Raw genomic sequence first — 21,971 nt, 5'->3', positions numbered from 1 at the left:
CTGCCGCGGTCAGCCCCAGTGCGGCGGCTTCTGCTCCTTGAGCCACCGGTCACGGTCCCTGACGCCCTCGCCGTTCCGTGGAGATTCGGGCGTGCGCTCCGGGCTGCCGGGCTCGGGCTCATCAGCGCTGGCCGGCCCCGTCCCCGGGACGGTCACACGCCGTCCGCCACGTGGGCGCCGGAGTTCCTCCGTCTGTGGCTCGGACCCCAGCGCCTCCTCATCGGGCGATGCTCCCGCCTCCGCGCCGTCAGCGCCGTCTGCGCTGGCGGAATCCGGGCGCGCCGCCTCAGCACTCTCCGCGTCGGTTCGCCGCGAGTCCCGGGGCTTCGAACTCCCCGGCCCCCCGTCGCCGGTGTCCTCACTTCTCGATGCGGCGATCACGGCACCGTCCTCCTTCACGGTTTCGGGAGTTGGGCCCGCACCCGGCGCCCCATGCTCCTGGACCCCGGAGCGGGAACGGCCGGGCACCGCATCAACGGTGCGGGCGGCGGGCCGAGCCCCGGCTGGAGCGGACGCCAGGAAGCCGGCGGTGCCGCCCTCGTCGGCGCGGGTCTCGAGGCCCAGCTGGTCGGCGATCATCTCGGCGCAGCCGCTCGGATCAGTGAAGACCTCGATGGTCCACAGAGTGAAGTGCTTCCAGCCGAGCCGCTGGAGCCGTTCCGGATGCTGACGCGTGCGCTCGCGGACGCTGAGTCGGCGGTAGCGTTCCGTTCCGTCCGATTCGACAGCCACGGGTGCGCTCGGCTCACGGTCCTCGCGGCCAATGGTCAACAACGGGTCTATCGCAGCGGCCATGTCCACGGCACCGTCGTAGTGGTGCCAGACGCGGGCCCCACGCGATGCGAGCCGGTCCCCGAGGTCGGTGACGAGGGGGTCCGCTCCCAGCGCCTCGGCGCTCGCCGCGGCACGCGTTGCCGGAGTGCCCAGATGGGTGTTTCCGTCCAGCTCCCGGTCGAGCAGCTCATAGAAGTCCGAAGCTCCTTCGCTCAACCGTGTGACGTCCAGTTCCGCCGGCCTGAAGCAGCTCAGGACGTGCATGCTCTGGCGCGCCCGGCTCATGGCCAATGCGAAGCGACGCCGCCCCCCTGGTTCGCTCAGGGGACCGAAGTGGTGCATCGCCCTCCCATGTGGGGTGCGGCCGAACCCGAGGGAGAAGATCACGTGGTCGCGGACCAGGCCGCCGGCCCGGTCGATGTGGACCACGCGGAAGGGCTCGGTGCCCCCGCTGGCGAAGAAACCCGCGACGTCGGGGTGGTTGGCCATCTGGAGGCGGATGGCCTCTCCGACCCGCGCGGCATGGTGGGCGCTCGCGGTCACTACTGCCAGGGAGATGGCCGGACGGTGCCTCGCGTGGTCGAACACGAGGTCCACCACGCGGTTGACCTCGGCGGCCACCGACTCGACACCGCCGTCCTCACCACTCGGCAGGCCCATCCCATCGGGAAGGTATTCAAGGAGGAAGGGACGGTCCAGGCCGGTGACGCTCGGACCATCGGGCAGCCGCCGGAGGCTTCCGGAGTAGAAGCGTCGGCTCAGCTGGAGGTCGAGGTCCTCGTCCACGGACCGGTACACGGTGCGCAGCCGCACCGACGGGAGCACCCGGGCGAGAGCCGTGAGTGCGCTCTCGACGGTGGGACTCACTGGTTCATCGCTCCGCTGTTCGACGCTGACCGAGAAGGGCCGCGGATTGGCCACCTGCGGGTCCCCGAACGCGACGACCTTCTCGGCACGGGCAATCGCAGGCAGGGCGGCGCGCAGCGGCATCGAGTCGGCGTCGAGCAGGACCACGGCATCGAACCGGTGATCCCAGGTGAGGGCCGCGCTCAGCGCGTAGGGGCTGCACGTCCACACGGGAACGAGCGGCCTGATGAGCCGCGGCGACTGCCGCTCGAGTGCGGCGAGGCTGATCCGGCCGTCCTTGAGCAGCGTGCGCAAGGCCTCTGCCTCACGGGAATGGCGCACGATCGCCTCGGACCATTCCCGGGCAAGGCGCCACCTCAGTCGCGCGGCACCGCTGGCGATATGCGTGCGGTCCGCCTGGGCGAACTCGTACTCGGCCTGCCGCAGCTGCTCGCCGTCGGACATCGCGAGGTAGTCGTCCCCGCTGATCATCGCCTCGAGGACCGACTGCCACCATGCGAGCTCAAGCTCAGCGGCCACGACCTCTGCAGGGGCCTCCCGCTCAGCCAGATCCTTCAGGAGGTCCTCGAGGCCGTGCTCGCGCAGCTCATCCTCGAGAAGGGTGCGCTCGGGAAGCGAGCGCAGGTGGGGGGAATCCTCGGCCAGAGCCGTGAGCCTCGAGGCGAGGCCTTCCGCGTCCGCCTCGAGGAGCTTCCCGCCGGCCGCCGTGGGCGTCAGGATCGACCCGAGGCGCACCAGGCCCCGCTCGACGGCGAGGAATGCCTCGCGAAGGTCGGCGAGGCCCGAGGGGACGGCGGGGTGGCGTTGCGACGTCGCGCAGGCAGCCCAGGCCTCGCGCTGGGACTGGACGAGCGCAAGAGAGCTGTGCAGGTCCGAGAGGTGCACGCCGGGTCGCACGTACTCCTTGGCCACCCTGCGCAGCCGCGAGCGCTGAAGTGCGGTGATCTCGATGCCGCGCTCGCGGCGCCACGCAGACGGCGCAGTGGCCGCAATGAGGTCCGTCACCGGCCTGTCGAAGATGTCGGGGGTGAACTTGTCGAGGCTTTCGCGGACTGCGAGAAGGAGCTCGAGCTGGCCTCCCCACCCGAGAACGGTGGGTTCGAGCCTGATCGACGCGTGGTCAGCCACTGCCGCCATGCGTTCCCTCAGGGCGGGGACCTCGGTGGCCAGCCGCGCGGCGAGCCCGCGTGCCTCGTCGGTCTCGCGGCGCGTCACGAGCCGCGCACCGTGCCAAGGACTCTCCGACACGGCGCGGCTGAAGCTGCCCAGCTCGGCGGCCCGGCGGAGGCGCTCACTGAGGCCCGAGCGGTCCTTGATGCTGTCCAGCACGCTCCGCTTGAGGCGCACGGTGGTGGAGGGCGCCGGATGAAGCGACGTGAGGGCTGCGAGGGACTGCATCGCCTCGTAGGGCGAACAGCCCCAGCGGTCGCGGACATTGTGCAGCGACGCCACATGGTCCATGAGCTGGTGCCGACGGTCCTTCAAGACGCGGTAGATGCCCTCGAGGCGGGGCTCGTGGGACTTCTCGTTGCGAACGATGGCCCGCACCATCTGGGTGCGCAGCTGGCCGGCTGTCACGGTGGCGCCAAGCTGGAGGACGAGCGACCCGAGGCCGAGCGCCTCGAACTCGCGATGGAGCTCGGCAAGGCTGGCCCTCCGCTCCGCGACGACGAGCACCGACCTGCCGGCATCCACGAGGGTGGCGATGGTGTTCAGAGCCGTCTGGGTCTGCCCGGTCCCGGGAGGAGCCTCCACCACAAGGGAGTCGCCCGCCCTCACCGCGTCGAGCACGAGCTGCTGGTCTGCATCTGCGTCGAGGACGAGGAATTCGTCCTCGGGGTCGCGCTCGTCCAAGGGCGTGAAGCGGGACTCGTCGAGCGGCTCCGGGGCCGGGTGTACAGCCCCGGACGTGGAGGCCATCGCAGCCAGAATCGGGTGCGCAGCGGTGATCGCCGGATCCTCGAGCGATTCCTCGAGGTCCGCGAAGGTGGACACGGTGAGACGGGACTCCACCTGAGCGCCGGCAATCGGAGCGATGAGCGCACGCACGCGGTCGAGGACGGGGTGCGGATCGAGCCTGGCCGTGCTGTACGCGAGCCGGGCAGTTGCCGCAGGATCGATGTCGATGCGGTGCACCGTGTGCAGGTGCCGCACGAGTGCCGGATTGATCTTGGCCTGCTCGGTGAGCTTGAGCTCGAAGTCGTCCTGCTCCGGGCGCACCGTCACTTCCACGGCAGCCAGCAGGACCGGGGCACTCACACGGCGCGGCTTGCCGCCGACGGCGGATGTCCACGTGGCCAGTCCCGCGGCGAGATACCCCGCGTCGACCCCCCGCTCGTTGGCGAGTTCGTGCGACTTGGCGCGCAGGTTCCTGGCAGCGCGGGCAGCCCGGGTGTAGTCATGGCGGTCGCGCAGCAGCGTCGAGAGCCGGGTTCGGCGCCCTGCGAGCAGCTGGGCGAGGCCAGAGGCGTGGGCATGGGTGAGGTCGATGCTGCCGTCCGGGCCGGGGAAGTACCCGAGCATCGTGTCCGGGCCGGTGACTCCGGGCAGGGCGGAGAGCCACACCTCGAGCCGCGCTTCCTCTTCAGGGGATGTCGTCTCGGGCACGTCGTCGCTCTCTGTTGCAGCTGCAAGTGCGCTGGGCTGCTTGCCTATCGACCATCTCGGCATAGCTCCGAGGTTAGCCTGTTCTGCCGCCCTCGCCGGGCGTGCAACGCTGCCGGGGGCCAAATCGGCAACGGCCGGCGTCCCACTGGGGACACCGGCCGCATTGCGGAGGGAGAGCCGAGGGGGCTACTCCCACTCGATCGTTCCCGGCGGCTTGCTCGTCACGTCGAGGACCACGCGGTTCACGCCGTCGACCTCGTTGGTGATCCGGTTGGAGATCTTCGCGAGCAGCTCGAAGGGAAGGCGGGACCAGTCCGCGGTCATGGCGTCCTCGCTGGAGACGGGACGAAGCACAATCGGATGGCCGTAGGTACGGCCGTCGCCCTGGACGCCCACGCTCCGCACGTCCGCGAGCAGGACGACCGGCATCTGCCAGACCTCGTTGTCGAGGCCAGCCGCCGTCAGCTCCGCGCGGCCGATGGCGTCGGCCTTGCGGAGCAGTTCGAGCCGCTCTGCCGTGACTTCGCCGATGATCCGAATGCCGAGGCCCGGGCCGGGAAACGGCTGGCGCGCGACGATCGCCTCGGGAAGGCCGAGCTGGCGGCCCACGGCGCGGACCTCGTCCTTGAAGAGGGCCCGGAGCGGCTCCACGAGCTCGAACCTCAGGTCCTCGGGCAGGCCGCCGACGTTGTGGTGGCTCTTGATGTTCGCGGCGCCCTCGCCCCCGCCGGACTCGACGACATCCGGGTACAGGGTGCCCTGGACGAGGAATTTGATCTGCTCGCCGGCTGCATTGGCCGCGTCGACGATGGCCCGCTCGGCCTCCTCGAACGCCCGGATGAACTCCCGGCCGATGATCTTGCGCTTCTGCTCAGGGTCCGTGACCCCGGCGAGGGCCCCGAGGAAGCGCTCCTGCTCGTTGGCCACGTACAGCTTCACGCCGGTTGCGGCGACGAAGTCGCGCTCGACCTGCTCCGCCTCGCCCTCGCGCAGGAGGCCGTGGTCCACGAAGACGCAGGTGAGCTGGTCCCCCACCGCCCGCTGGACGAGGGCCGCGGCCACGGCGGAGTCCACTCCGCCCGAGAGGCCGCAGATCACCCGTGCGTCCCCGACCTGGGTGCGGATCCGCTCGACCTGCTCCTCGACGATGTTGCCGGTGGTCCAGTTGGGCTCGAGGCCGGCCACCTCGAAGAGGAAGTTCTCGAGGACCTTCTGGCCGAAGTCGGAGTGCTTGACCTCGGGGTGCCACTGGACGCCGCCGAGGCCCTTGGCCTTGTTGACGAACGCGGCGACGGGGGCGCCTGCGGTCGTCGCGAGGACTTCGAAGCCCTCCGGCGCCGTCTGGACCGAGTCGCCGTGGCTCATCCACGTGCTCTGGCTCGAGGGGATCCCCGCGAGCAGCGAGTGAGGCTCGCCCACTGCCGTGGCTACCGTTGCCCCGTACTCGCGCAGGCCCGTCCGGGCAACCGTGCCGCCGAGCGCATTGGCCATCGCCTGGAAGCCGTAGCAGATGCCGAAGACGGGGACGCCGGCCTCGAACAGGTCGGCGCCGACGCGGGGGGCGCCCTCGGCGTACACGCTCGAGGGGCCTCCGGAGAGGATGATGGCGGCGGGGTCCTTCGCGAGGATCTGCTCGGTGGTCAGGGTGTGCGGGACGATCTCCGAGTACACGTTGGCCTCGCGCACGCGACGCGCGATGAGCTGGGCGTACTGGGCGCCGTAGTCCACCACCAGCACCGGCCTCTGGGCAGTCTGCACGGTGGGCGACGGGGCCGAGTCTGACTTAGCCGAGTCTTGGGAAGCTGTAGTCACTCTCTCAAGGGTACCGGACCGGTCAGTACCGCTGTCCGGCTTCGGGGTGGGACTCGAGCTCGCGCTCCGCCTCGGCGTGCATGCGCCGCTCGACGATGAAGCTCAGGAACGGCACCACACCGCCCAGCGCCATGAGGATGAGGCGCGGGAACCGCCACCGCATGAGCGACCACAGGCGGAAGTTCGAGATGAGGTACACCACGTACATCCAGCCGTGGACGATGAGGATCGTGATCGAGAGGTTCGCCCCGCCTACCACGCCTGCCGGCTCCGCATCCGCGAAGCCGAAGCCGAAGGGCTTGCCGGTGAACGCATCGCTGCCCCCGGCATAGAGGAACTGTCCGAACGCGTAGCGGGCGATCATCTCGGCGCACAGGAGCAGGAGCATCGTGCCGGTCACCCATGCCGCGACGCGGTAGAACTTCAGGGCCGAGCGGATCTGGGCGACGGTGCCGCCGAAGCGGCGCTGCCCGGTGCTGCGGCCCACGGCGGGCTTGGGGTCGATCACGGTGTTCCTCCGGTTTCGCTGGGCGCATGGGCGCCCATGGTGGTGGTCTGGTCCGATCCGTCGTGGGGAGGCGCTGTCCCGGCGGCCTCCGCCTCGGCGTCAGCGATCGCGTCCTGGGTGCGCTCGTAGTCGTCGCGCACGAGGCGCCACCACAGGAAGATCGCGAAGCCCGCGAACACGACCCATTCGACGGCGTAGAAGATGTTCAGCCAGTTGACCGGCTGCTCGACCGGCTGCGGGGCGATGCTGAGAGGCTCGAGTCCTGCCGGGGCCGCGATGGCCGCACCCCCAGGCGTGGCGACCGCTGTCACGGCCACGAAGCCCGGGTAGCTGGGCCTGTCCCAGATGTTGATGAGCTGTGCGACCGAGAGCGTGGCGACCTGTCCCGCCGCGATGTCCTGCTTCGCCTGGGGCGCCTCGGACGGCAGGAGCCTCCCGGTGAGGGCCACCGGGCCGGAGGGCGGCGGGCTCGCCTTCTCAGGCGAGGAGATCCAGCCCCGGGCTACGGGGACCACTGTGCCGTGCTCCCCGCCTACGGCCGGGGCGCCGTCGACCGTGAAGGCCGTGACCACCCACCACCCGCTGCGCCCGTCCTGGAGCCGGTCCGCAACCAACGTCTGGCGCGCGGCGTCGAACGTGCCGGTGAGGGTGACCATCTGGTCGGCCGCGGGACCCGGGAAAGCCTCGCCGGGGCGCAGGACGTCGGTGAGCGGCTTGACCTGCTCGGTGGCGCGCGCGGGGGGCGTCGCCTCGGAGACGGAGCGCGAGAACTGCCACTGGCTGAGCAGCACGAACACCCAGGACACCACGAGCGCCGCCACGAGCGCCGCGATCCACTGGGGTTTGAGGGCAGTTCGGAGCACCCATTAACGGTACTCCGACAAGCTGTAGAAAACGTAAACGCCTGCTGGGGGCGGGTGACCTCCCACCGGCCGTGCCGAAGGGCGTCAGTCGGAGTAGAGGAGCGCCGAGTTGACGAGCTCCGAGATGATGTCCGGGTCGTTGGCGCGCCGCAGGGAGTTGCGGAAGCCCTCCTTGGAGAGGGAACGCGCCATGGTGGCAAGCACCTCGAGGTGCTCCGAGAAGGATGCGGCCGGCGTTGCGATGAGCAGGACTACGTGGGCCGGCCCATCGGCGGCACCGAAGTCGATCGCGTAGCCGTACTTCGCCACGCCGACGGCGATGGAGGCCTGGACCACGTGGTCGCTGCGGGCGTGGGGCAGCCCGATCCCGCCGGGCAGGCCGGTGGCCATCTGGTGCTCGCGCGAGGCGACGTCCGCGAGGAAGCCCTCGAGGTCGTCTATCCGGCCCTCGGCGCTGAGCCGTGCGGCCAGCTGCCGGGTGGCGTCGGCGCGGTCCTCCGCCGCCATCTCTAGGATCACGAGCCCGGGGGTCGTCAGCTGGGCGTCGTAGCGGTCGAAGGAGCCGGTCTGGGCCATGCGGCTACTTTACTGGGACGATGTCCGCGGCGCCCATCCGCGCCGCCTCGGCCGACTCGTCATCCGGCTGCTGCTGGCTCAGCCGCTCGGCCTCGACCCGTGCGAGATAGTGCGCCACCTCGTTGTCGCGCTGCGTCTGGCTCCAGCCGAGCAGGGGCGCCATGAGATCGGCCACGACCGGCGCCGCGCTGACCCCGCGGTCCCAGGCCTCGATGGAGATGCGGGTGCGGCGAGTCAGCACATCCTCGATGTGCCGGGCGCCCTCGTGCGTGGTCGCGTACACCACCTCGGCGCGGAGGTAGTCGTCGGCTCCCGGGAGCGGTTCCGCGAGCTGAGGATCGGACTCGAGGAGATCGAGCACCTCGCCGGTGAGCGAGCCGAAGCGGTTCAGGAGGTGCTCGACGCGGGCCACGTGGACGCCGGCTCGGTCCGCGAGCCGATGGCGGCGGTTCCAGACGGCGCGGAATCCGTCCGCCCCGACGAGCGGCACGCGGTCCGTGCACGAGTCGGGCACCTTCTCGTCCATCGCCCGTGTGGCCTCGTCGACGGCGTCCTTGGCCATGACCCTGTAGGTGGTGAACTTCCCGCCCGCTACCATCACGAGGCCCGGCACGGGATGGGCGACGACGTGTTCCCGGCTCAGCTTGGCCGTCGAGTCGTTCTCGCCGGCGAGCAGCGGGCGCAGCCCGGCGTAGACGCCCTCGACATCCTCTCGCGTGAGCGGGCGCTTCAGGACCCTGTTCACGTGCTCGAGGAGGTAGTCGATGTCTGTGCTCGAGGCCGCGGGGTGCGCCTTGTCCAGCTTCCAGTCCGTGTCGGTGGTGCCGATGATCCAGTGCCGCCCCCAGGGGATGACGAACAGGACCGACTTCTCCGTACGCAGGATCAGGCCCACGGTCGACTGGAAGCGGTCCCGCGGGACCACGAGGTGGATGCCCTTGGACGCCCGCACGTGGAGCTGGCCGCGCTCGGTGACCATGTCCTGGGTCTCGTCCGTCCATACGCCGGTCGCGTTGATGACCTGCTTGGCGCGGACCTCGAACTCCTCGCCCGTCTCCTGGTCCTTGACGCGCGCTCCGACGACGCGCTCCCCCTCGCGCAGGAAGTCCACGACGGCGACCCGGTTGGCCGCGTGGGCGCCGTACTCGGCCGCAGTGCGCACCACCGTCGCGACCATGCGCGCGTCGTCGATCTGGCCGTCGTAGTAGCGGATCGAGCCGATCATGGCGTCCTCGCGCAGGCTGGGGGCGGCCCGGAGCGTTCCCCTGCGGAAGAGGTGCTTGTGGATCGGGACGCCGTTGCTGTGCCCGCTCGTGAGCCCCAGCGTGTCGTAGAGGATCAGCCCCAGGCCCACGTAGACCCGCTCCCAGAAGCGGTGCTGGAGCGGGTACAGGAACGGAACCGGACGCGCCAGATGGGGTGCGATGCGCTGGAGCAGCAGGCCGCGCTCCTGCAGTGCCTCCTGCACGAGCCGGAAGTCAAGCATCTCGAGGTAGCGGAGCCCTCCGTGGAGGAGCTTGGACGAGCGGGACGACGTGCCGGACGCCCAGTCGCGGGCCTCGACGATGCCCACGTCCAGCCCGCGGGTGACCGCGTCGAGCGCCGACCCTGCGCCCACGATGCCGCCGCCCACGATGAGCACGTCGAGCGCGCGGTTCGGCTCGGTGGTCTCCTTGAACCGCGCCAGGGACGCCTTGCGGTACTCAGGGCTCAGCCGTGCAGTCATGGTCCGAGTCTAGGCTCGGCGTCCGGAGCCCGTCAGGGGCGGGATCAGTGAATCTGGCCGCCCTCGGCAACCGCGGGAGGGCCTCAGCGCTGGTAGGGGGAGACGACGACGTCCACCCGCTGGAACTCCTTGAGGTCCGAATAGCCGGACGTTGCCATGGACCGGCGCAGCATGCCGACGAGGTTGCTCGTGCCGTCCGCGTGGTGGCCCGGGCCGAACAGGACTTCCTCCATCGGACCCACGGTGCCGACGTTGACCCGCTCGCCGCGCGGCGTGTCCGCGTGGTGCGCCTCGGCGCCCCAGTGCCACCCGCGGCCGGGCGCCTCCTCGGCGCGGGCCAGGGCAGAGCCGAGCATGACGGCGTCGGCGCCCATGGCTATGGCCTTCACGATGTCCCCCGAGGTGCCCATCCCGCCGTCGGCGATGACGTGCACGTACCGGCCACCGGACTCGTCCATGTAGTCCCGGCGGGCCGCGGCCACGTCGCTGATGGCCGATGCGAGCGGCGAGTGGATGCCGAGCGCCCGGCGGGTGGTCGTCGTCGCGCCTCCCCCGAAACCGACGAGGACGCCCGCCGCTCCGGTGCGCATGAGGTGCAGTGCGGGGGTGTAGCCGGCCGCGCCGCCCACGATGACGGGCACGTCGAGCTCGTAGATGAACTTCTTGAGGTTCAGGGGCTCCTGGTTCTTGGAGACGTGCTCGGCCGAGACTGTGGTGCCGCGGATCACGAAGAGGTCGACGCCGGCGGCGAGCACCGCCTTGTAGTGGTCGAGGGTGCCCGACGGGGTCAGGGCGCCGGCCACCGTCACGCCCGAGGCCCGGATCTCGGCGAGGCGCGCAGAGATGAGTTCGGTCTGGACCGGGGCCGCATAGATCTCCTGCAGCCGCCGCGTGACCGAGGTGCTGGACGGCTCCCCCGCGAGCCCTGCGATCTCCTCCAGGAGCGGCTCCGGATTGTCGTAGCGGGTCCAGAGCCCCTCGAGGTCGAGCACGCCGAGGCCGCCGAGCCTTCCGAGCGTGATCGCCGAGGCCGGGGACATGACGGAGTCCATCGGCGCCGCGATGACTGGCATCTCGAAGCGGTAGGCGTCGATCTGCCACGAGACCGAGACGTCCTCCGGGTCGCGGGTCCTGCGGTTCGCCACGATCGCGATGTCGTCGAGGGAGTAGGCACGGCGCCCGCGCTTGCCGCGGCCGATTTCGATCTCGTAAGTCACGGCTCCTACCTTACCCGGCACGCCTCTGGGGGCACGGCGAAGCCCCCCGCCCGCAGAGGGGGCGAGGGGCTTTCGGCGGCCGCGTGGACAGCGGGAGGGCGGCCTCAGCCGCGCCCGGCTACCGACGGTAGTTGGGGGCCTCGACCGTCATCATGATGTCGTGCGGATGGCTCTCCTTGAGACCCGCCGCCGTGATGCGGACGAACTTGCCCTTGGCCTTGAGCTCCTCGATCGTGTGCGCGCCGACGTAGAACATGGTCTGGCGCAGGCCGCCGATGAGCTGGTGGGCCACCGCGGAGAGCGGGCCGCGGTACGGGACCTGGCCCTCGATGCCCTCCGGGATGAGCTTCTCGTCGGAGGGGACGTCGGCCTGGAAGTACCGGTCCTTCGAGTAGGAGGTGTTCTTGCCGCGGGTCTGCATCGCCCCGAGCGATCCCATGCCGCGGTAGGCCTTGAACTGCTTGCCGTTCATGAACACGAGGTCGCCGGGCGCCTCTGCGGTTCCGGCGAGGAGCGAGCCGAGCATGACCGAGTCGGCGCCGGCGACGATGGCCTTGCCGATGTCGCCCGAGTGCTGCAGGCCTCCGTCGGCGATGAGCGGGACCCCGGCCGGGAGGGCCGCCTTGGAGGACTCGTAGATGGCCGTGATCTGGGGGACGCCCACGCCGGCCACGACGCGGGTGGTGCAGATCGAGCCCGGCCCGACGCCGACCTTGATGGCGTCGGCGCCGGCGTCGATGAGCGCCTGGGCGCCTTCGCGGGTCGCCGCCTGGCCGCCGATGACGTCGACGTGCGCCGCCGCGGGATCCTTCTTGAGGCGGGCAATCATGTCCAGCACGCCCTGGGAGTGGCCGTTCGCGGTGTCGACGACGAGGACGTCGACGCCGGCCTCGACCAGGCTCATGGCTCGCTCGTAGCCGTCGCCGAAGAAGCCGACCGCTGCGCCGACGCGGAGGCGGCCGCCGTCGTCCTTCGTCGCGTTCGGGTACTGGTCCGCCTTCTCGAAGTCCTTGACCGTGATGAGGCCCTGGAGGATGCCCATCTCGTCCACGAGGGGCAGCTTCTCGATGCGGTGCTTGCTCAGGAGGCCGATCACCTCGTCGCGGCCCACGCCCACCTTGGCGGTGACGAGCGGCATGGGGGTCATGACCTCGTGGACCTTGCGCGTGGGGAACTGGTGCTCGGGGACGAAGCGGGTGTCCCGGTTCGTGATGATGCCCAGGAGCTTGCGGTTCTCGTCCACGACGGGCAGTCCGGAGACGCGGTAGTGGGCGCAGAGGTCGTCGAGCTCCTTGAGCGTCGCGTCGGGCCCGACGGTCACCGGCTTGGTGATCATCCCGGACTCGCTGCGCTTGACCTGGTCGACCTGGTCCGCCTGGTCCTGGATGGAGAGGTTGCGGTGGAGGATGCCGATGCCACCCTGACGCGCGAGGCTGATCGCCATGCGTGCCTCGGTCACGGTGTCCATCGCCGCCGAGAGGATCGGCATGCCGAGCCGGATCCGGCGCGACAGCCGCGTGGAAGTGTCGGCCTCGGAGGGGATGACGTCGGTGGGTCCGGGCAGGAGGAGGACGTCGTCGTACGTGAGCCCGAGGAGGGCGAAGGGATCGCGAGCGGACGGGTCGGATCCGGGAGCTGGGGTGGGCATGGTCATGAGTGCTCCTTGGCCGTGTGCCGGGTGGGCATGGAAAGGGAATGCGCTGATGACCAGCCAGTAGTTACGGGACTGGTCCGCTGCGGTGGCTTCTATCCTAAACTTCGGCGGCGCCCGCTGGTATTCCGCCGGAGCGCCCTGGTGATGAAGCCCACACGTGTGCCCCCGTTTCCCGGGCACCCGCTTCTCGGGACGACGTCCCTGCTCACGCCAGAACCGGTGTGTACCTTGTGAGGGACGCAAGCGGGCTGGTGCAGACGAGGAAGGGAGCGGTGGAAGCCCATGATGCTGATCCGCATCCGGGTCCCGGCGGACCTGACGGAGGGAGTGCTGGCGACAGCCCAGGAGGTGCCGGGGGTCGCCGAACTGGCCGTGCAGCGGGGCGGATCGCTCGAACCCCCCGGGGACGTCGTCGAGATCCAGGCCGCCCGCGAGGCCGTCGAGCGTCTGCTCGAGGGCCTCAACCACCTCGACGTGCAGAAGGCCGGCTCCATCACGCTGTTCTCACCCGACACCGTTCTGGGCACGCATGCCGAGCAGGCGGAGAAGGAGGCGCCGGGGGACGGCTCCGACGCCGTGATCTGGGACGAGCTCGAGCAGCGCACGGGTTCCGACTCGAAGCTCACATGGCAGTTCCTCGTGTTCCTCGTCGCGGCGACCAACCTCGCCGGAATCGGCATCGTCACCGACTCCACCATCGCCATTGTGGGCGCGATGGTGGTCGGCCCTGAATTCGGCCCGCTCGCCGCCTTGGCCGTGGCGCTCGTGGAGCGGCGGTGGGCTCTCGCGCGGCGCGCTGCCGTGGCCCTTGCCGTGGGCTTCCCGGCGGCGATGGTCACCGTGGCGGTCGCGGCCGCCGTCTCCATCCCGCTCGGGCTGTATGACCCGCACGCCCTCACGTCCCAGGGCTCCGCCGTGGAGTTCATCTCCCACCCGGGCCCGTACTCGTTCATCGTGGCGGTGATCGCCGGCGCCGTGGGAATGGTCTCGCTCGTGGGCAACAAGTCGTCGGTCCTTGTGGGCGTCTTCATCTCGGTCACCACGGTGCCGGCCGCCGGATACGTCGCCGTGGCACTCGTGCTCGGCCAGGAGGACCGCGCCCTCGGCTCGGCCCTCCAGCTCGCCTTGAACCTCGGCGGGATCGTCGTGGCGGCCATCCTCGTGCTGCTCGTGTACCGGGCGCTCACACCGAATCTGCCCCACGGCGCCGCAGCGCGGATCGTCCGCCGGGCAGCCCGCGGCTCGGGGATGCACGACGGCGGCCGCCCACCTCGCGCGTGAGGTGGACGGCCGCCGTGGAGCCTCTGGGCAGGCCCTGCCGCGGGTGACTAGTGGCTGTGGCCCGCGTGGGCGTCGGCCTCCTCGGCCGGCTTGTCCGCCACGAGCGTCTCCGTGGTGAGGACAAGGGCCGCGATCGAGGCCGCGTTGCGCAGCGCCGAGCGGGTCACCTTGACCGGGTCGATGACGCCGGCCGCGATGAGGTCCTCGTACTCGCCGGTCTTGGCGTTGAAGCCGTGGTTGACCTCGGCGTCTGCCACGCGGGCGGCGACCACGTAGCCGTCGTGGCCCGCGTTCTGCGCGATCCAGCGCAGGGGCTGGACGAGCGCACGGCGCACGATGCCGACGCCGGCCGCCGCGTCGCCGTCGAGCGCCGTGACTGCGGCGTCGTCGTCGAGTGCGCGCACGGCGTGGACGAGGGCGGAGCCGCCGCCGGCCACGATGCCCTCTTCGAGGGCGGCGCGGGTCGAGGACACTGCGTCCTCGATGCGGTGCTTCTTCTCCTTGAGCTCCACCTCGGTGGCGGCGCCGACCTTGATGACGCCGATGCCGCCCGCGAGCTTGGCCAGGCGCTCCTGGAGCTTCTCGCGGTCCCAGTCGGAGTCGGTGCGTGCGAGCTCGGCGCGCAGCTGCGCGACCCGGCCCTGCACGTCCTCGGCCGAGCCGGCGCCGTCGACGATCGTGGTGTTGTCCTTGGTGACCGTGATGCGGCGGGCGGTGCCGAGCTGCTCGAGGCCCACCTGGTCCAGGCTCAGCCCGACCTCCGGGGAGACGACCTGCGCGCCCGTGAGGGTGGCGATGTCCTGGAGCATGGCCTTGCGGCGGTCGCCGAAGCCGGGGGCCTTGACGGCGACGACGCTCAGGGTGCCGCGGATGCGGTTCACGATCAGCGTCGAGAGCGCCTCTCCGTCGACGTCCTCCGCAATGACGAAGAGCGGCTTCGAGGCGGCTAGGACCTTCTCGAGCAGCGGCAGGAAGTCCGTCAGGGACGAGATCTTGCCCTGGTGGATGAGGATGAGCGCATCCTCGAGGACGGCCTCCTGTCGCTCGGCGTCCGTGACGAAGTAGGGGCTGAGGTAGCCCTTGTCGAACTGCATGCCCTCGGTGAGGACGAGCTCCGTCAGGGTGGTCGAGGACTCCTCGATGGTGATGACGCCGTCCTGGCCGACCTTGTCGAAGGCCTCGGCGAGCAGGTCGCCGATCTCCTCGGACTGGGCCGAGATCGCGGCGACGTTGGCCACGTGGCGGCCGGACACTTCGCGGGCGTTGTCCTTCAGGCGGTTCGCGACGGCCTCGACGGCCACCTCGATGCCGCGCTTGACCTCGCCCGGGGCCGCGCCGGCGGCCACGTTGCGGAGGCCTTCCTTGACGAGGGCCTGGGCGAGGACGGTCGCCGTGGTCGTGCCGTCGCCGGCGACGTCGTTGGTCTTGGTCGCGACCTCCTTGGCGAGCTGGGCGCCGAGGTTCTCGTACGGGTCCTCGAGTTCGACCTCGCGGGCGATCGTGACGCCGTCGTTCGTGATGGTGGGCGCGCCCCACTTCTTGTCGAGGACCACGTTGCGGCCGCGGGGGCCGAGGGTGACCTTGACAGTGTCGGCGAGCTTGTCGACGCCGGCCTCGAGGGCCTTGCGTGCGGCGTCGTTGAATGCGAGCTGCTTAGCCATTCGCTACTCCTGGGGTGTTCTGCGCAGAGCACCCCGGCCGCGGGATGGCGGCCGGGGTGCTGGGCATGCTGCTACTTGACGACGATCGCGAGGACGTCGCGGGCGGAGAGCACGAGGTACTCGGTGCCGCCGGTCTTGACCTCGGTGCCGCCGTACTTGGAGTAGAGGACGACATCGCCGACGGTGACGTCGACCGGCACGCGGTTGCCGTTGTCGTCGACGCGGCCGGGGCCCACTGCCACGACCTCGCCCTCCTGCGGCTTCTCCTTCGCGGTGTCCGGGATCACGAGGCCGGACGCGGTGGTCTGCTCGGCCTCGAGCGGCTTGACGACAATGCGATCCTCGAGGGGCTTGATGGAGACCGACACGGATCTCTCCTTTTCATGAAACGAATCACGGGTGGGGAGCCGGGCAAGCAACCGTCGTCGCGGGTGCCGGGAGCGTGCCTGACAGTTAGCACTCAACGTCGTCGAGTGCTACTGGTGACTCTAGTGAGCCGGTTGGCACTCGGTCAAGGCGAGTGCCAACGCGCCGTCGACGGCCGGCCCGAAAGCGGCGCTCTGAAGCGGTCTGCGGCTACTCGCCGGCCAGCTCGTCGTAGCCGAGGTCGTCGCCGTCGTCCTCCGCGACGAGGCTGCGTGTCGCATAGAGGGCGATGGCGGAACCCACGATGGCGACGGCGCCGACAATGAGGACGGCGAGCCCGATGGCCCTCGCCCCCTGGAACTGGTCGCGCAGCGACTGCGCCTCCGCCGTCGCATCGCTGATGCTCTTGCCGCCCACCGAGTACACCGTGGCGTTGAACGCGTCCAGGCCCGTCACCACCAGCAGCAGCACGGCACCGACCACGGCGAGGACGATTCCTCCAATGAGGACGGGGCGAGCGTACAGCCGGAGACGCCGGGCGCCCCCGGCCGGTTCCTTGCGTGCGGGGACAGGTTCTGCGCCGGGGGTGGTCTCCATGACGCCCAGCCTAACGAATGCGCCCCGCCGCGAGCGGCACGCGCGGGACACTACGCTGGATTGCATGCCCCACGACAATCCCGCCCCCGAGCAGCTGGCGCCCCTGCTGACGCCGGAGGGCTGGGCCCTCGTCAACTCGCTCGGCCCCTACCGCGAGGAGGACGCGCTCGCTCTCACCACGCGCATGCGCAAGGCGGGCCACTCCCCCGAGCTCGTGGCCGCCGTCCTCTCCCAGGCGCGCCTGCGCGTCCGGGCGGAGGCGAAGTTCGGCGAGTTCGCCTCGCGGATGCTGTTCACCCGTGCGGGCCTCGAGCAGGCCACGCGCCTCTCCGTGGCGGCCCGCCACGCCCGCCGGTTCGTCGATGCCGGGGTCCGCCACGTGGCGGATCTCGGGTGCGGGCTGGGGGCGGACGCCATGGCCATGGCATCGCTCGACCTCGAGGTGACCGCCGTGGAGGTCGACGAGACGACCGCTGCGTGCGCGACCATGAACCTCATGCCGTTCCCCCAGGCCCGGGTGGTCCATGCGGACGCGCAGTCCGTGGCGCTCGAGGGGGTGGACGGGGTCTGGCTCGACCCGGCGCGCCGCGAGACCTCTTCATCGGGCACCACGCGGCTGTGGGACCCGGAGGAGTTCTCCCCGCCGCTGAGCTTCGTCGAAGGGCTCGCCGCGCGCGGACTGCCCGTCGGCGTGAAGCTCGGCCCCGGCATGCCGCACGCGTCCATCCCGGCCGGGTGCGAGGCGCAGTGGGTGTCCGTCAACGGGGACGTCGCCGAGGTGGCCCTGTACTTCAACGGCCTGCGCCGGCCCACCGTGCGGCGTTCGGCCCTGCTCCTTGGGCACGACGGCGTGGCCGAGCTCGTCGCCGAGACCGACTTCGGCCAGGGTGCCCAGCCGCAGATCGGCCCGCTGGCCGGCTTCCTCTACGAGCCCGACGGCGCCGTGATCCGCGCTGGGCTCGTGGCCGAGCTCGCCGAGCGGCTCGGGGGGCATCTCGTGGACCCCCACATCGCCTACATCTGCGCGCCCGAGCCTGTGGACACGCCCTTCGCGAAGGGCTACCGGGTGCTGGAGGTCCGGCCCTACAACGTCAAGGCACTGCGTGCGTGGGTGCGCAGTGAGGGGATCGGCGTGCTGGACATCAAGAAGCGGGGCGCCGCAGTCACCCCCGAGGAACTCCGCCGGCTCCTGCTCTCGGGGCAGCGCAAGGGTGCGGCCAAGCGCGCCACGCTCGTGCTCACCCGCATCGGCGAGGACCGCGTGGCAGCCGTCGTGGAGCCCCTCTGAGGCTCCGGCTGGCCGGCCACCTGCCTGGGCAGGCCCGGCTCACTGGGCCCGCATGAACTCCTCCGCCGCCCGCACCTGCTCGTCGCTGGGCCGCATGCCCGTGTAGAGGACGAACTGCTCGAGCGCCTGGATCGTCATGACCTCGGCACCCGAGATGACCGGCTTGCCGGCCGCGCGCGCGGCGCGGACCAGTGGCGTCTCGGCGGGGAGCGCGACGACGTCGAACACCAGGCGCGCCGCCTCGATGGCGTCGTGGGAGAAGGAGAGTGACTCCGCGTCGGGCCCGCCGGCCATGCCGATCGGGGTGACGTTCACCAGGACGTCCGCGCTGTCCCCGGCCTCCGCGCGCCACGCGAAGCCGTACAGGTCCGCGAGCGCCCGGCCCGTGGACTCGTTGCGCGCCACGATGGTCACGTCGCGGAAACCCGCATCGCGGAACGCCGCCGCGGTCGCCTTCGCCATGCCGCCCGAGCCGCGGAGGAGGACCGACCACTCAGGCGAGAGCGCGCCGTCGTGCGCTGCGCGGGCGATCAGCTGGGCGATGGCCGTGTAGTCCGTGTTGTAGGCGGTGAGGACCCCGGAGTCGTTGACGATGGTGTTGACCGAGTCGATCGCCGCCGCCGAGGAGTCCATGCGGTCGACGAGGGCAATGACATCCTCCTTGTACGGCATCGACACGGCGCAGCCGCGGATGCCGAGCCCGCGGACCCCGGCGATCGCCTGGGCGAGGTCGGTGGGCGCGAACGCCTTGTAGATCCAGTTCAGGCCGAGGGCCTCGTAGAGGTAGTTGTGGAAGCGCGTCCCGTTGTTGCTCGGCCGCGCCGAGAGGGAGATGCACAGCGTCATGTCTTTGTTGAGGATCGGCACGGCACCAAGCGTAGTGCGCCGTGCCGATCCCACCGCTGCGCCGCGGGGCGTCAGCCCTGACGGGCCTTCATCCGCGGATTCTTCTTGTTGATCACGAACGTCCTGCCGCGCCGGCGGACGATCTGGGCGCCCGGGATGCTCTTGAGCGCGTGCAGGGAATTGCGGACCTTCATGGTGCTCCTTCCGATCGTTTCTGAGAACCATCCTCAACAACGTCCACTGGCCCGTCCGCATTCCCGCGGTGTCCAATGGGAGCATGCTGAACCAGGCTCCCCCGCGGGCGGACGTCGATGAGTTCTCGGCGAACGCCGCCCTCATCGACGGCATCCGCCGCTTCGGTGCCAGCTGGGCAGCCTCCGAGCTGGCCCCGGTGGGGCGGCTCGTGGGCTCGGCCGAGTTCGCGGCGAACGCCCGCCTGGCGAACGAGCATCCGCCCCTCCTCCACGCGCTCGACCGCTACGGCGACCGGCTAGACGAGGTCGAATACCACCCCGCCTACCACCACGTCATCGCCGACGCCGTTGCCCACGGCGCCCATACATCGGCGTGGGCGGACCCGCGGCCGGGAGCCCATGTGGCGCGCGCGGCGGCGTTCATGCTCTTCGCCCAAGTGGAGCCGGGCCATGCGTGCCCCATCTCGATGACGCACGCCGCCGTGCCCGCCGTGGCCCGGCAGCCCGACGTCGCCCGCGTCTGGCTCCCCCGCCTCTACGGCGACGGCTACGAGCCGCGCCTCGTGCCGGCCGGGCGCAAGCCGGGCGCGCTCGTGGGGATGGCGATGACCGAGAGGCAGGGCGGCTCCGATGTGCGGGCCAACACGACCGCGGCTCGCGACCTCGGCGACGGCACAGCCCTCATCACCGGCGCCAAGTGGTTCTGCTCCGCTCCCATGAGCGACGCATTCCTCGTCCTCGCGCAGGAGCCCGAGGGCCTCACGTGCTTCCTCGTCCCGCGGGTGCTCGAGGACGGCGCGCGGAATCCCTTCCACCTCATCCGCCTCAAGTCGAAGCTCGGGAACCGGGCCAACGCCTCGGCCGAAGTCGAGTTCGCCGATACCCTCGGGTGGCGCCTGGGCGAGCCCGGGCGGGGGGTGCGCACCATCATCGAGATGGTCCACGAGACCCGCCTCGACTGCATCCTCGGCACGGCCGCGGGGATGCGGCAGGCGGTGGCGGAGGCCGTCTGGCACGCGCGGCACCGGCGCGCGTTCGGGCGGCTGCTCGCGGACCAGCCGGCGATGGCGGCGGTCCTCGCGGACCTTGCGCTCGAGTACGAGGGTGCGGTGGCTCTCGGACTGAGGCTCGCAGCGGCGGACGACGCCGTGTGGCTGGCCGGGGTGCGCCGCTCCTCGGACGCCCGGCGCGAGCAGCCGTTCGCCCGGATCGCGACGGCCGTGGGCAAGTACTGGGTCTGCAAGAGGGGACCCGGGCACGCGGCCGAGGCGCTCGAGTGCCTCGGGGGCAACGGCTACACCGAGGACTTCCCGCTGGCCATGCGGTATCGGGAGCAGCCGGTCATGGCGATCTGGGAAGGCTCCGGGAACGTCGTGGCGCTCGACGTGCTGCGGGCGCTGACCCGCGAGCCCGAGGCCGCCGAGGCGCTGGGCGAGGAGCTCGAACGGCACCGCGGCGCCGACACTGCACTCGACGCGCACCTCGAGCAGGCCCTGGCCCTCATGGCCGACGCCGCGCGCGAGCCCGGCGAGGCCCAGGCGTGGGCGCGGCGGCTCGCCGAGACGCTCGCACTGGCGCTGCAGGCCACGCTGCTGCTGGAGGGTGAGCCCGCCGTCGCGGAGGCGTTCATCGCCGCCCGCCTCGGCCCCGGCCGCGGCCTGGGGTACGGGTGTCTGCCCGACTCGGCGCGCGTCCGCGCGATCCTCGCCCGCGCGTAGGGCCGTAAACTGTGAGGACTCGTGCACGCCGCCGGCCCGGCCGGCCTGACCTGGGGAGCCGCACCCTGAAGATCGACTTCGCCCAGTCCCGGCAGTCCACCATCGGCCTCGAGTGGGAGCTGGCGCTCGTCGACAAGCACGGCGGCGAGCTCGTCTCCCTCGCGCCGCAGGTCCTCGAGCGGCTCGCCGCCGAGCAGCCCGCCCTCTTCGGCGACACGCCCAGGATCCACCAGGAGCTCCTCCTGAACACTGTGGAGCTCGTGAGCGGCGTGCACGACACCGTGCGGGGTGCGACCGGTGACCTTGCGGAGTCGCTGGCCTCAGTGCGGACCGTGACGGACCGGATCGGGGTCGAGCTGTTCTGCGCGGGGAGCCACCCGTTCAGCCAGCCGCGGCTGCAGCCCGTCACCGACAAGGAGCGGTACGCGAAGCTCATCGACCGCACCCAGTGGTGGGGGCGGCAGATGGTGATCTACGGCGTCCACGTGCACGTGGGCCTCGACCGCCGGGACAAGGCCATGCCCGTCTTGGATGCACTCGTCAACTACTTCCCGCACTTCCAGGCGCTCTCCGCCTCAAGCCCGTTCTGGAGCGGCGAGGACACCGGATACGCCTCCCAGCGCGCCCTCATGTTCCAGCAGCTCCCCACGGCAGGGCTGCCGTTCCAGTTCGAGGACTGGGCGGGCTTCGAACACTACGTCGGGGACATGCTCAAGACCGGCGTGATCGACATGATCAACGAGATCCGCTGGGACATCCGCCCCGTGCCGAGGCTCGGAACCATCGAGATGCGCGTGTGCGACGGCCTCTCCACCCTCGAGGAGATCGGCGCCATCGCCGCGCTCACCCAGTGCCTCGTGGAGGAGGCGTCCCGCGCCCTCGACGCCGGGCATGCCATCCCGACCATGCCTCCGTGGCACGTGCAGGAGAACAAGTGGCGCTCCGCCCGCTACGGCCTGGACGCCATCATCATCCTCGACGCCGACGGCAACGAGAAGCTCGTCACGGAACATCTCGCGGAGACCCTGGACCGGCTCTCCCCCATCGCCGCAGACCTCGGCTGCTCCGAGGAACTGCGGGACATCGAGGGCATCATGCGGCGTGGCGCCGGGTACCAGCGCCAACGGCGGGTGGCCGAGGCCAACGGCGGCGACCTGCGCGCCGTCGTGCTCGAGGAGGCACGCCTCATGCGCGAGGGCTACGCGGCGCTCGAGCGGTGATGGCGTCGCAGCGACCTGTACGCACGCGGCGATCCCCCGTGCGGATCATCCTCGTCCTCGCGATCGTCGCGGTGGTGCTCGCCGTGACCTCGCATCTGCAGGCCGCGCTCTGGGTGGGTGCTGCGGCAGCTGCCTATGGCGTGATCGAGTGGATCATCGCCCGGAGCACCGGCCGGTAACGTTCCACGCGGCTACA

At 70.9% G+C, this 21,971-nt stretch carries 18 protein-coding genes; 5 read left to right on the top strand and 13 right to left on the bottom strand.

From position 1 onward, the window contains the following. Positions 1 to 9: 9 nt before the first annotated feature. From IE231_RS06595 to guaB, 8 genes are all read right to left on the bottom strand, one after another. Positions 10 to 4,311: a DUF4011 domain-containing protein gene (locus tag IE231_RS06595; protein WP_189693145.1), complete on the bottom strand. Its 4,302-nt coding sequence runs from the start codon at positions 4,309 to 4,311 to the stop codon at positions 10 to 12. Between the two features lie 123 nt (positions 4,312 to 4,434). Next, a complete protein-coding gene (guaA, locus tag IE231_RS06590) occupies positions 4,435 to 5,985 on the bottom strand; it encodes a glutamine-hydrolyzing GMP synthase (protein ID WP_189693306.1) in 1,551 nt (516 codons plus the stop codon). A gap of 97 nt (positions 5,986 to 6,082) precedes the next feature. After that, positions 6,083 to 6,568 carry a DUF3817 domain-containing protein gene (locus IE231_RS06585; protein ID WP_189693144.1) on the bottom strand — a complete coding sequence of 162 codons (486 nt, stop codon included), beginning with the start codon at positions 6,566 to 6,568 and terminating at the stop codon, positions 6,083 to 6,085. After that, entirely contained in the window at positions 6,565 to 7,431 is an 867-nt protein-coding gene (locus IE231_RS06580; RefSeq protein ID WP_189693143.1) for an SURF1 family protein, read from the bottom strand. The genes IE231_RS06585 and IE231_RS06580 overlap by 4 nt, the downstream gene beginning before the upstream one ends. Before the next feature lie 84 nt (positions 7,432 to 7,515). Further along, positions 7,516 to 8,007, bottom strand: a complete 492-nt coding sequence (locus IE231_RS06575) for a PTS sugar transporter subunit IIA (RefSeq protein WP_189693142.1) — start codon at positions 8,005 to 8,007, stop codon at positions 7,516 to 7,518. 4 nt (positions 8,008 to 8,011) lie between these two features. Continuing rightward, positions 8,012 to 9,733 (bottom strand): glycerol-3-phosphate dehydrogenase/oxidase, encoded by a 1,722-nt coding sequence (locus tag IE231_RS06570; RefSeq protein ID WP_189693141.1) that lies wholly within the window; start codon positions 9,731 to 9,733, stop codon positions 8,012 to 8,014. Between the two features lie 83 nt (positions 9,734 to 9,816). Beyond that, on the bottom strand, positions 9,817 to 10,950 hold the full coding sequence (locus tag IE231_RS06565) for a GuaB3 family IMP dehydrogenase-related protein (protein WP_189693140.1): 1,134 nt from the start codon (positions 10,948 to 10,950) through the stop codon (positions 9,817 to 9,819). A 118-nt stretch (positions 10,951 to 11,068) separates the two neighbouring features. Continuing rightward, positions 11,069 to 12,604 (bottom strand): IMP dehydrogenase, encoded by a 1,536-nt coding sequence (gene guaB, locus IE231_RS06560; protein ID WP_374189420.1) that lies wholly within the window; start codon positions 12,602 to 12,604, stop codon positions 11,069 to 11,071. Positions 12,605 to 12,886: 282 nt separating this feature from the next. On the opposite strand from guaB, the gene IE231_RS06555 reads away from it, so the two are divergent. Next, positions 12,887 to 13,885 (top strand): DUF389 domain-containing protein, encoded by a 999-nt coding sequence (locus IE231_RS06555; RefSeq protein WP_189693139.1) that lies wholly within the window; start codon positions 12,887 to 12,889, stop codon positions 13,883 to 13,885. Between the two features lie 47 nt (positions 13,886 to 13,932). On the opposite strand, the gene groL is transcribed toward IE231_RS06555, so the two are convergent. The 3 genes from groL to IE231_RS06540 all read right to left on the bottom strand — a co-directional run bounded on the left by groL (position 13,933) and on the right by IE231_RS06540 (position 16,509). After that, a complete protein-coding gene (gene groL / locus IE231_RS06550; RefSeq protein WP_189693138.1) occupies positions 13,933 to 15,546 on the bottom strand; it encodes a chaperonin GroEL in 1,614 nt (537 codons plus the stop codon). 71 nt (positions 15,547 to 15,617) lie between these two features. Then, a complete protein-coding gene (gene groES / locus IE231_RS06545; protein WP_189693137.1) occupies positions 15,618 to 15,914 on the bottom strand; it encodes a co-chaperone GroES in 297 nt (98 codons plus the stop codon). Between the two features lie 208 nt (positions 15,915 to 16,122). Beyond that, positions 16,123 to 16,509: a hypothetical protein gene (locus tag IE231_RS06540; RefSeq protein ID WP_189693136.1), complete on the bottom strand. Its 387-nt coding sequence runs from the start codon at positions 16,507 to 16,509 to the stop codon at positions 16,123 to 16,125. 64 nt (positions 16,510 to 16,573) lie between these two features. Between IE231_RS06540 and IE231_RS06535 the strand changes: the two genes are divergently transcribed. Beyond that, the gene (locus IE231_RS06535; protein ID WP_189693135.1) at positions 16,574 to 17,797 is read left to right on the top strand and encodes a THUMP-like domain-containing protein; all 1,224 of its coding nucleotides are present in this window, start codon (positions 16,574 to 16,576) and stop codon (positions 17,795 to 17,797) included. A gap of 39 nt (positions 17,798 to 17,836) precedes the next feature. Here IE231_RS06535 and IE231_RS06530 read toward each other — a convergent pair whose 3' ends face one another. Further along, on the bottom strand, positions 17,837 to 18,664 hold the full coding sequence (locus IE231_RS06530; RefSeq protein ID WP_255429966.1) for a shikimate 5-dehydrogenase: 828 nt from the start codon (positions 18,662 to 18,664) through the stop codon (positions 17,837 to 17,839). A gap of 50 nt (positions 18,665 to 18,714) precedes the next feature. After that, positions 18,715 to 18,837 (bottom strand): type B 50S ribosomal protein L36, encoded by a 123-nt coding sequence (gene ykgO / locus IE231_RS06525; protein WP_189693134.1) that lies wholly within the window; start codon positions 18,835 to 18,837, stop codon positions 18,715 to 18,717. An 83-nt stretch (positions 18,838 to 18,920) separates the two neighbouring features. Here ykgO and IE231_RS06520 point away from each other — a divergent pair, with 83 nt between their 5' ends. From IE231_RS06520 to IE231_RS06510, 3 genes are all read left to right on the top strand, one after another. Further along, a complete protein-coding gene (locus tag IE231_RS06520) occupies positions 18,921 to 20,555 on the top strand; it encodes an acyl-CoA dehydrogenase family protein (RefSeq protein ID WP_189693133.1) in 1,635 nt (544 codons plus the stop codon). A gap of 65 nt (positions 20,556 to 20,620) precedes the next feature. Next, complete coding sequence (locus tag IE231_RS06515) at positions 20,621 to 21,775, top strand: glutamate--cysteine ligase (protein ID WP_189693303.1); 1,155 nt, start codon at positions 20,621 to 20,623, stop codon at positions 21,773 to 21,775. A gap of 38 nt (positions 21,776 to 21,813) precedes the next feature. Continuing rightward, on the top strand, positions 21,814 to 21,954 hold the full coding sequence (locus IE231_RS06510) for a hypothetical protein (protein ID WP_189693132.1): 141 nt from the start codon (positions 21,814 to 21,816) through the stop codon (positions 21,952 to 21,954). Positions 21,955 to 21,971: the final 17 nt, after the last annotated feature.

It is taken from the genome of Sinomonas cellulolyticus (genome assembly GCF_014656475.1).
In the GTDB taxonomy this organism is placed as follows: Bacteria; Actinomycetota; Actinomycetes; order Actinomycetales; family Micrococcaceae; genus Sinomonas; species Sinomonas cellulolyticus.
Note: the sequence above shows the minus strand (reverse complement) of the source record. Positions and strands in the feature narration are given on the sequence as shown.

What these genes read in the sequence shown, in the direction of transcription:
- IE231_RS06575 (WP_189693142.1), bottom strand. Translation starts at nt 8,007, where the DNA reads ATGGCCCAGACCGGCTCCTTCGACCGCTACGACGCCCAGCTGACGACC.
- IE231_RS06595 (WP_189693145.1), bottom strand. Translation starts at nt 4,311, where the DNA reads ATGCCGAGATGGTCGATAGGCAAGCAGCCCAGCGCACTTGCAGCTGCA.
- IE231_RS06520 (WP_189693133.1), top strand. Translation starts at nt 18,921, where the DNA reads ATGCTGAACCAGGCTCCCCCGCGGGCGGACGTCGATGAGTTCTCGGCG.
- ykgO (WP_189693134.1), bottom strand. Translation starts at nt 18,837, where the DNA reads ATGAAGGTCCGCAATTCCCTGCACGCGCTCAAGAGCATCCCGGGCGCC.
- groL (WP_189693138.1), bottom strand. Translation starts at nt 15,546, where the DNA reads ATGGCTAAGCAGCTCGCATTCAACGACGCCGCACGCAAGGCCCTCGAG.
- IE231_RS06535 (WP_189693135.1), top strand. Translation starts at nt 16,574, where the DNA reads ATGCCCCACGACAATCCCGCCCCCGAGCAGCTGGCGCCCCTGCTGACG.
- guaB (WP_374189420.1), bottom strand. Translation starts at nt 12,604, where the DNA reads ATGACCATGCCCACCCCAGCTCCCGGATCCGACCCGTCCGCTCGCGAT.
- IE231_RS06555 (WP_189693139.1), top strand. Translation starts at nt 12,887, where the DNA reads ATGATGCTGATCCGCATCCGGGTCCCGGCGGACCTGACGGAGGGAGTG.
- IE231_RS06570 (WP_189693141.1), bottom strand. Translation starts at nt 9,733, where the DNA reads ATGACTGCACGGCTGAGCCCTGAGTACCGCAAGGCGTCCCTGGCGCGG.
- IE231_RS06540 (WP_189693136.1), bottom strand. Translation starts at nt 16,509, where the DNA reads ATGGAGACCACCCCCGGCGCAGAACCTGTCCCCGCACGCAAGGAACCG.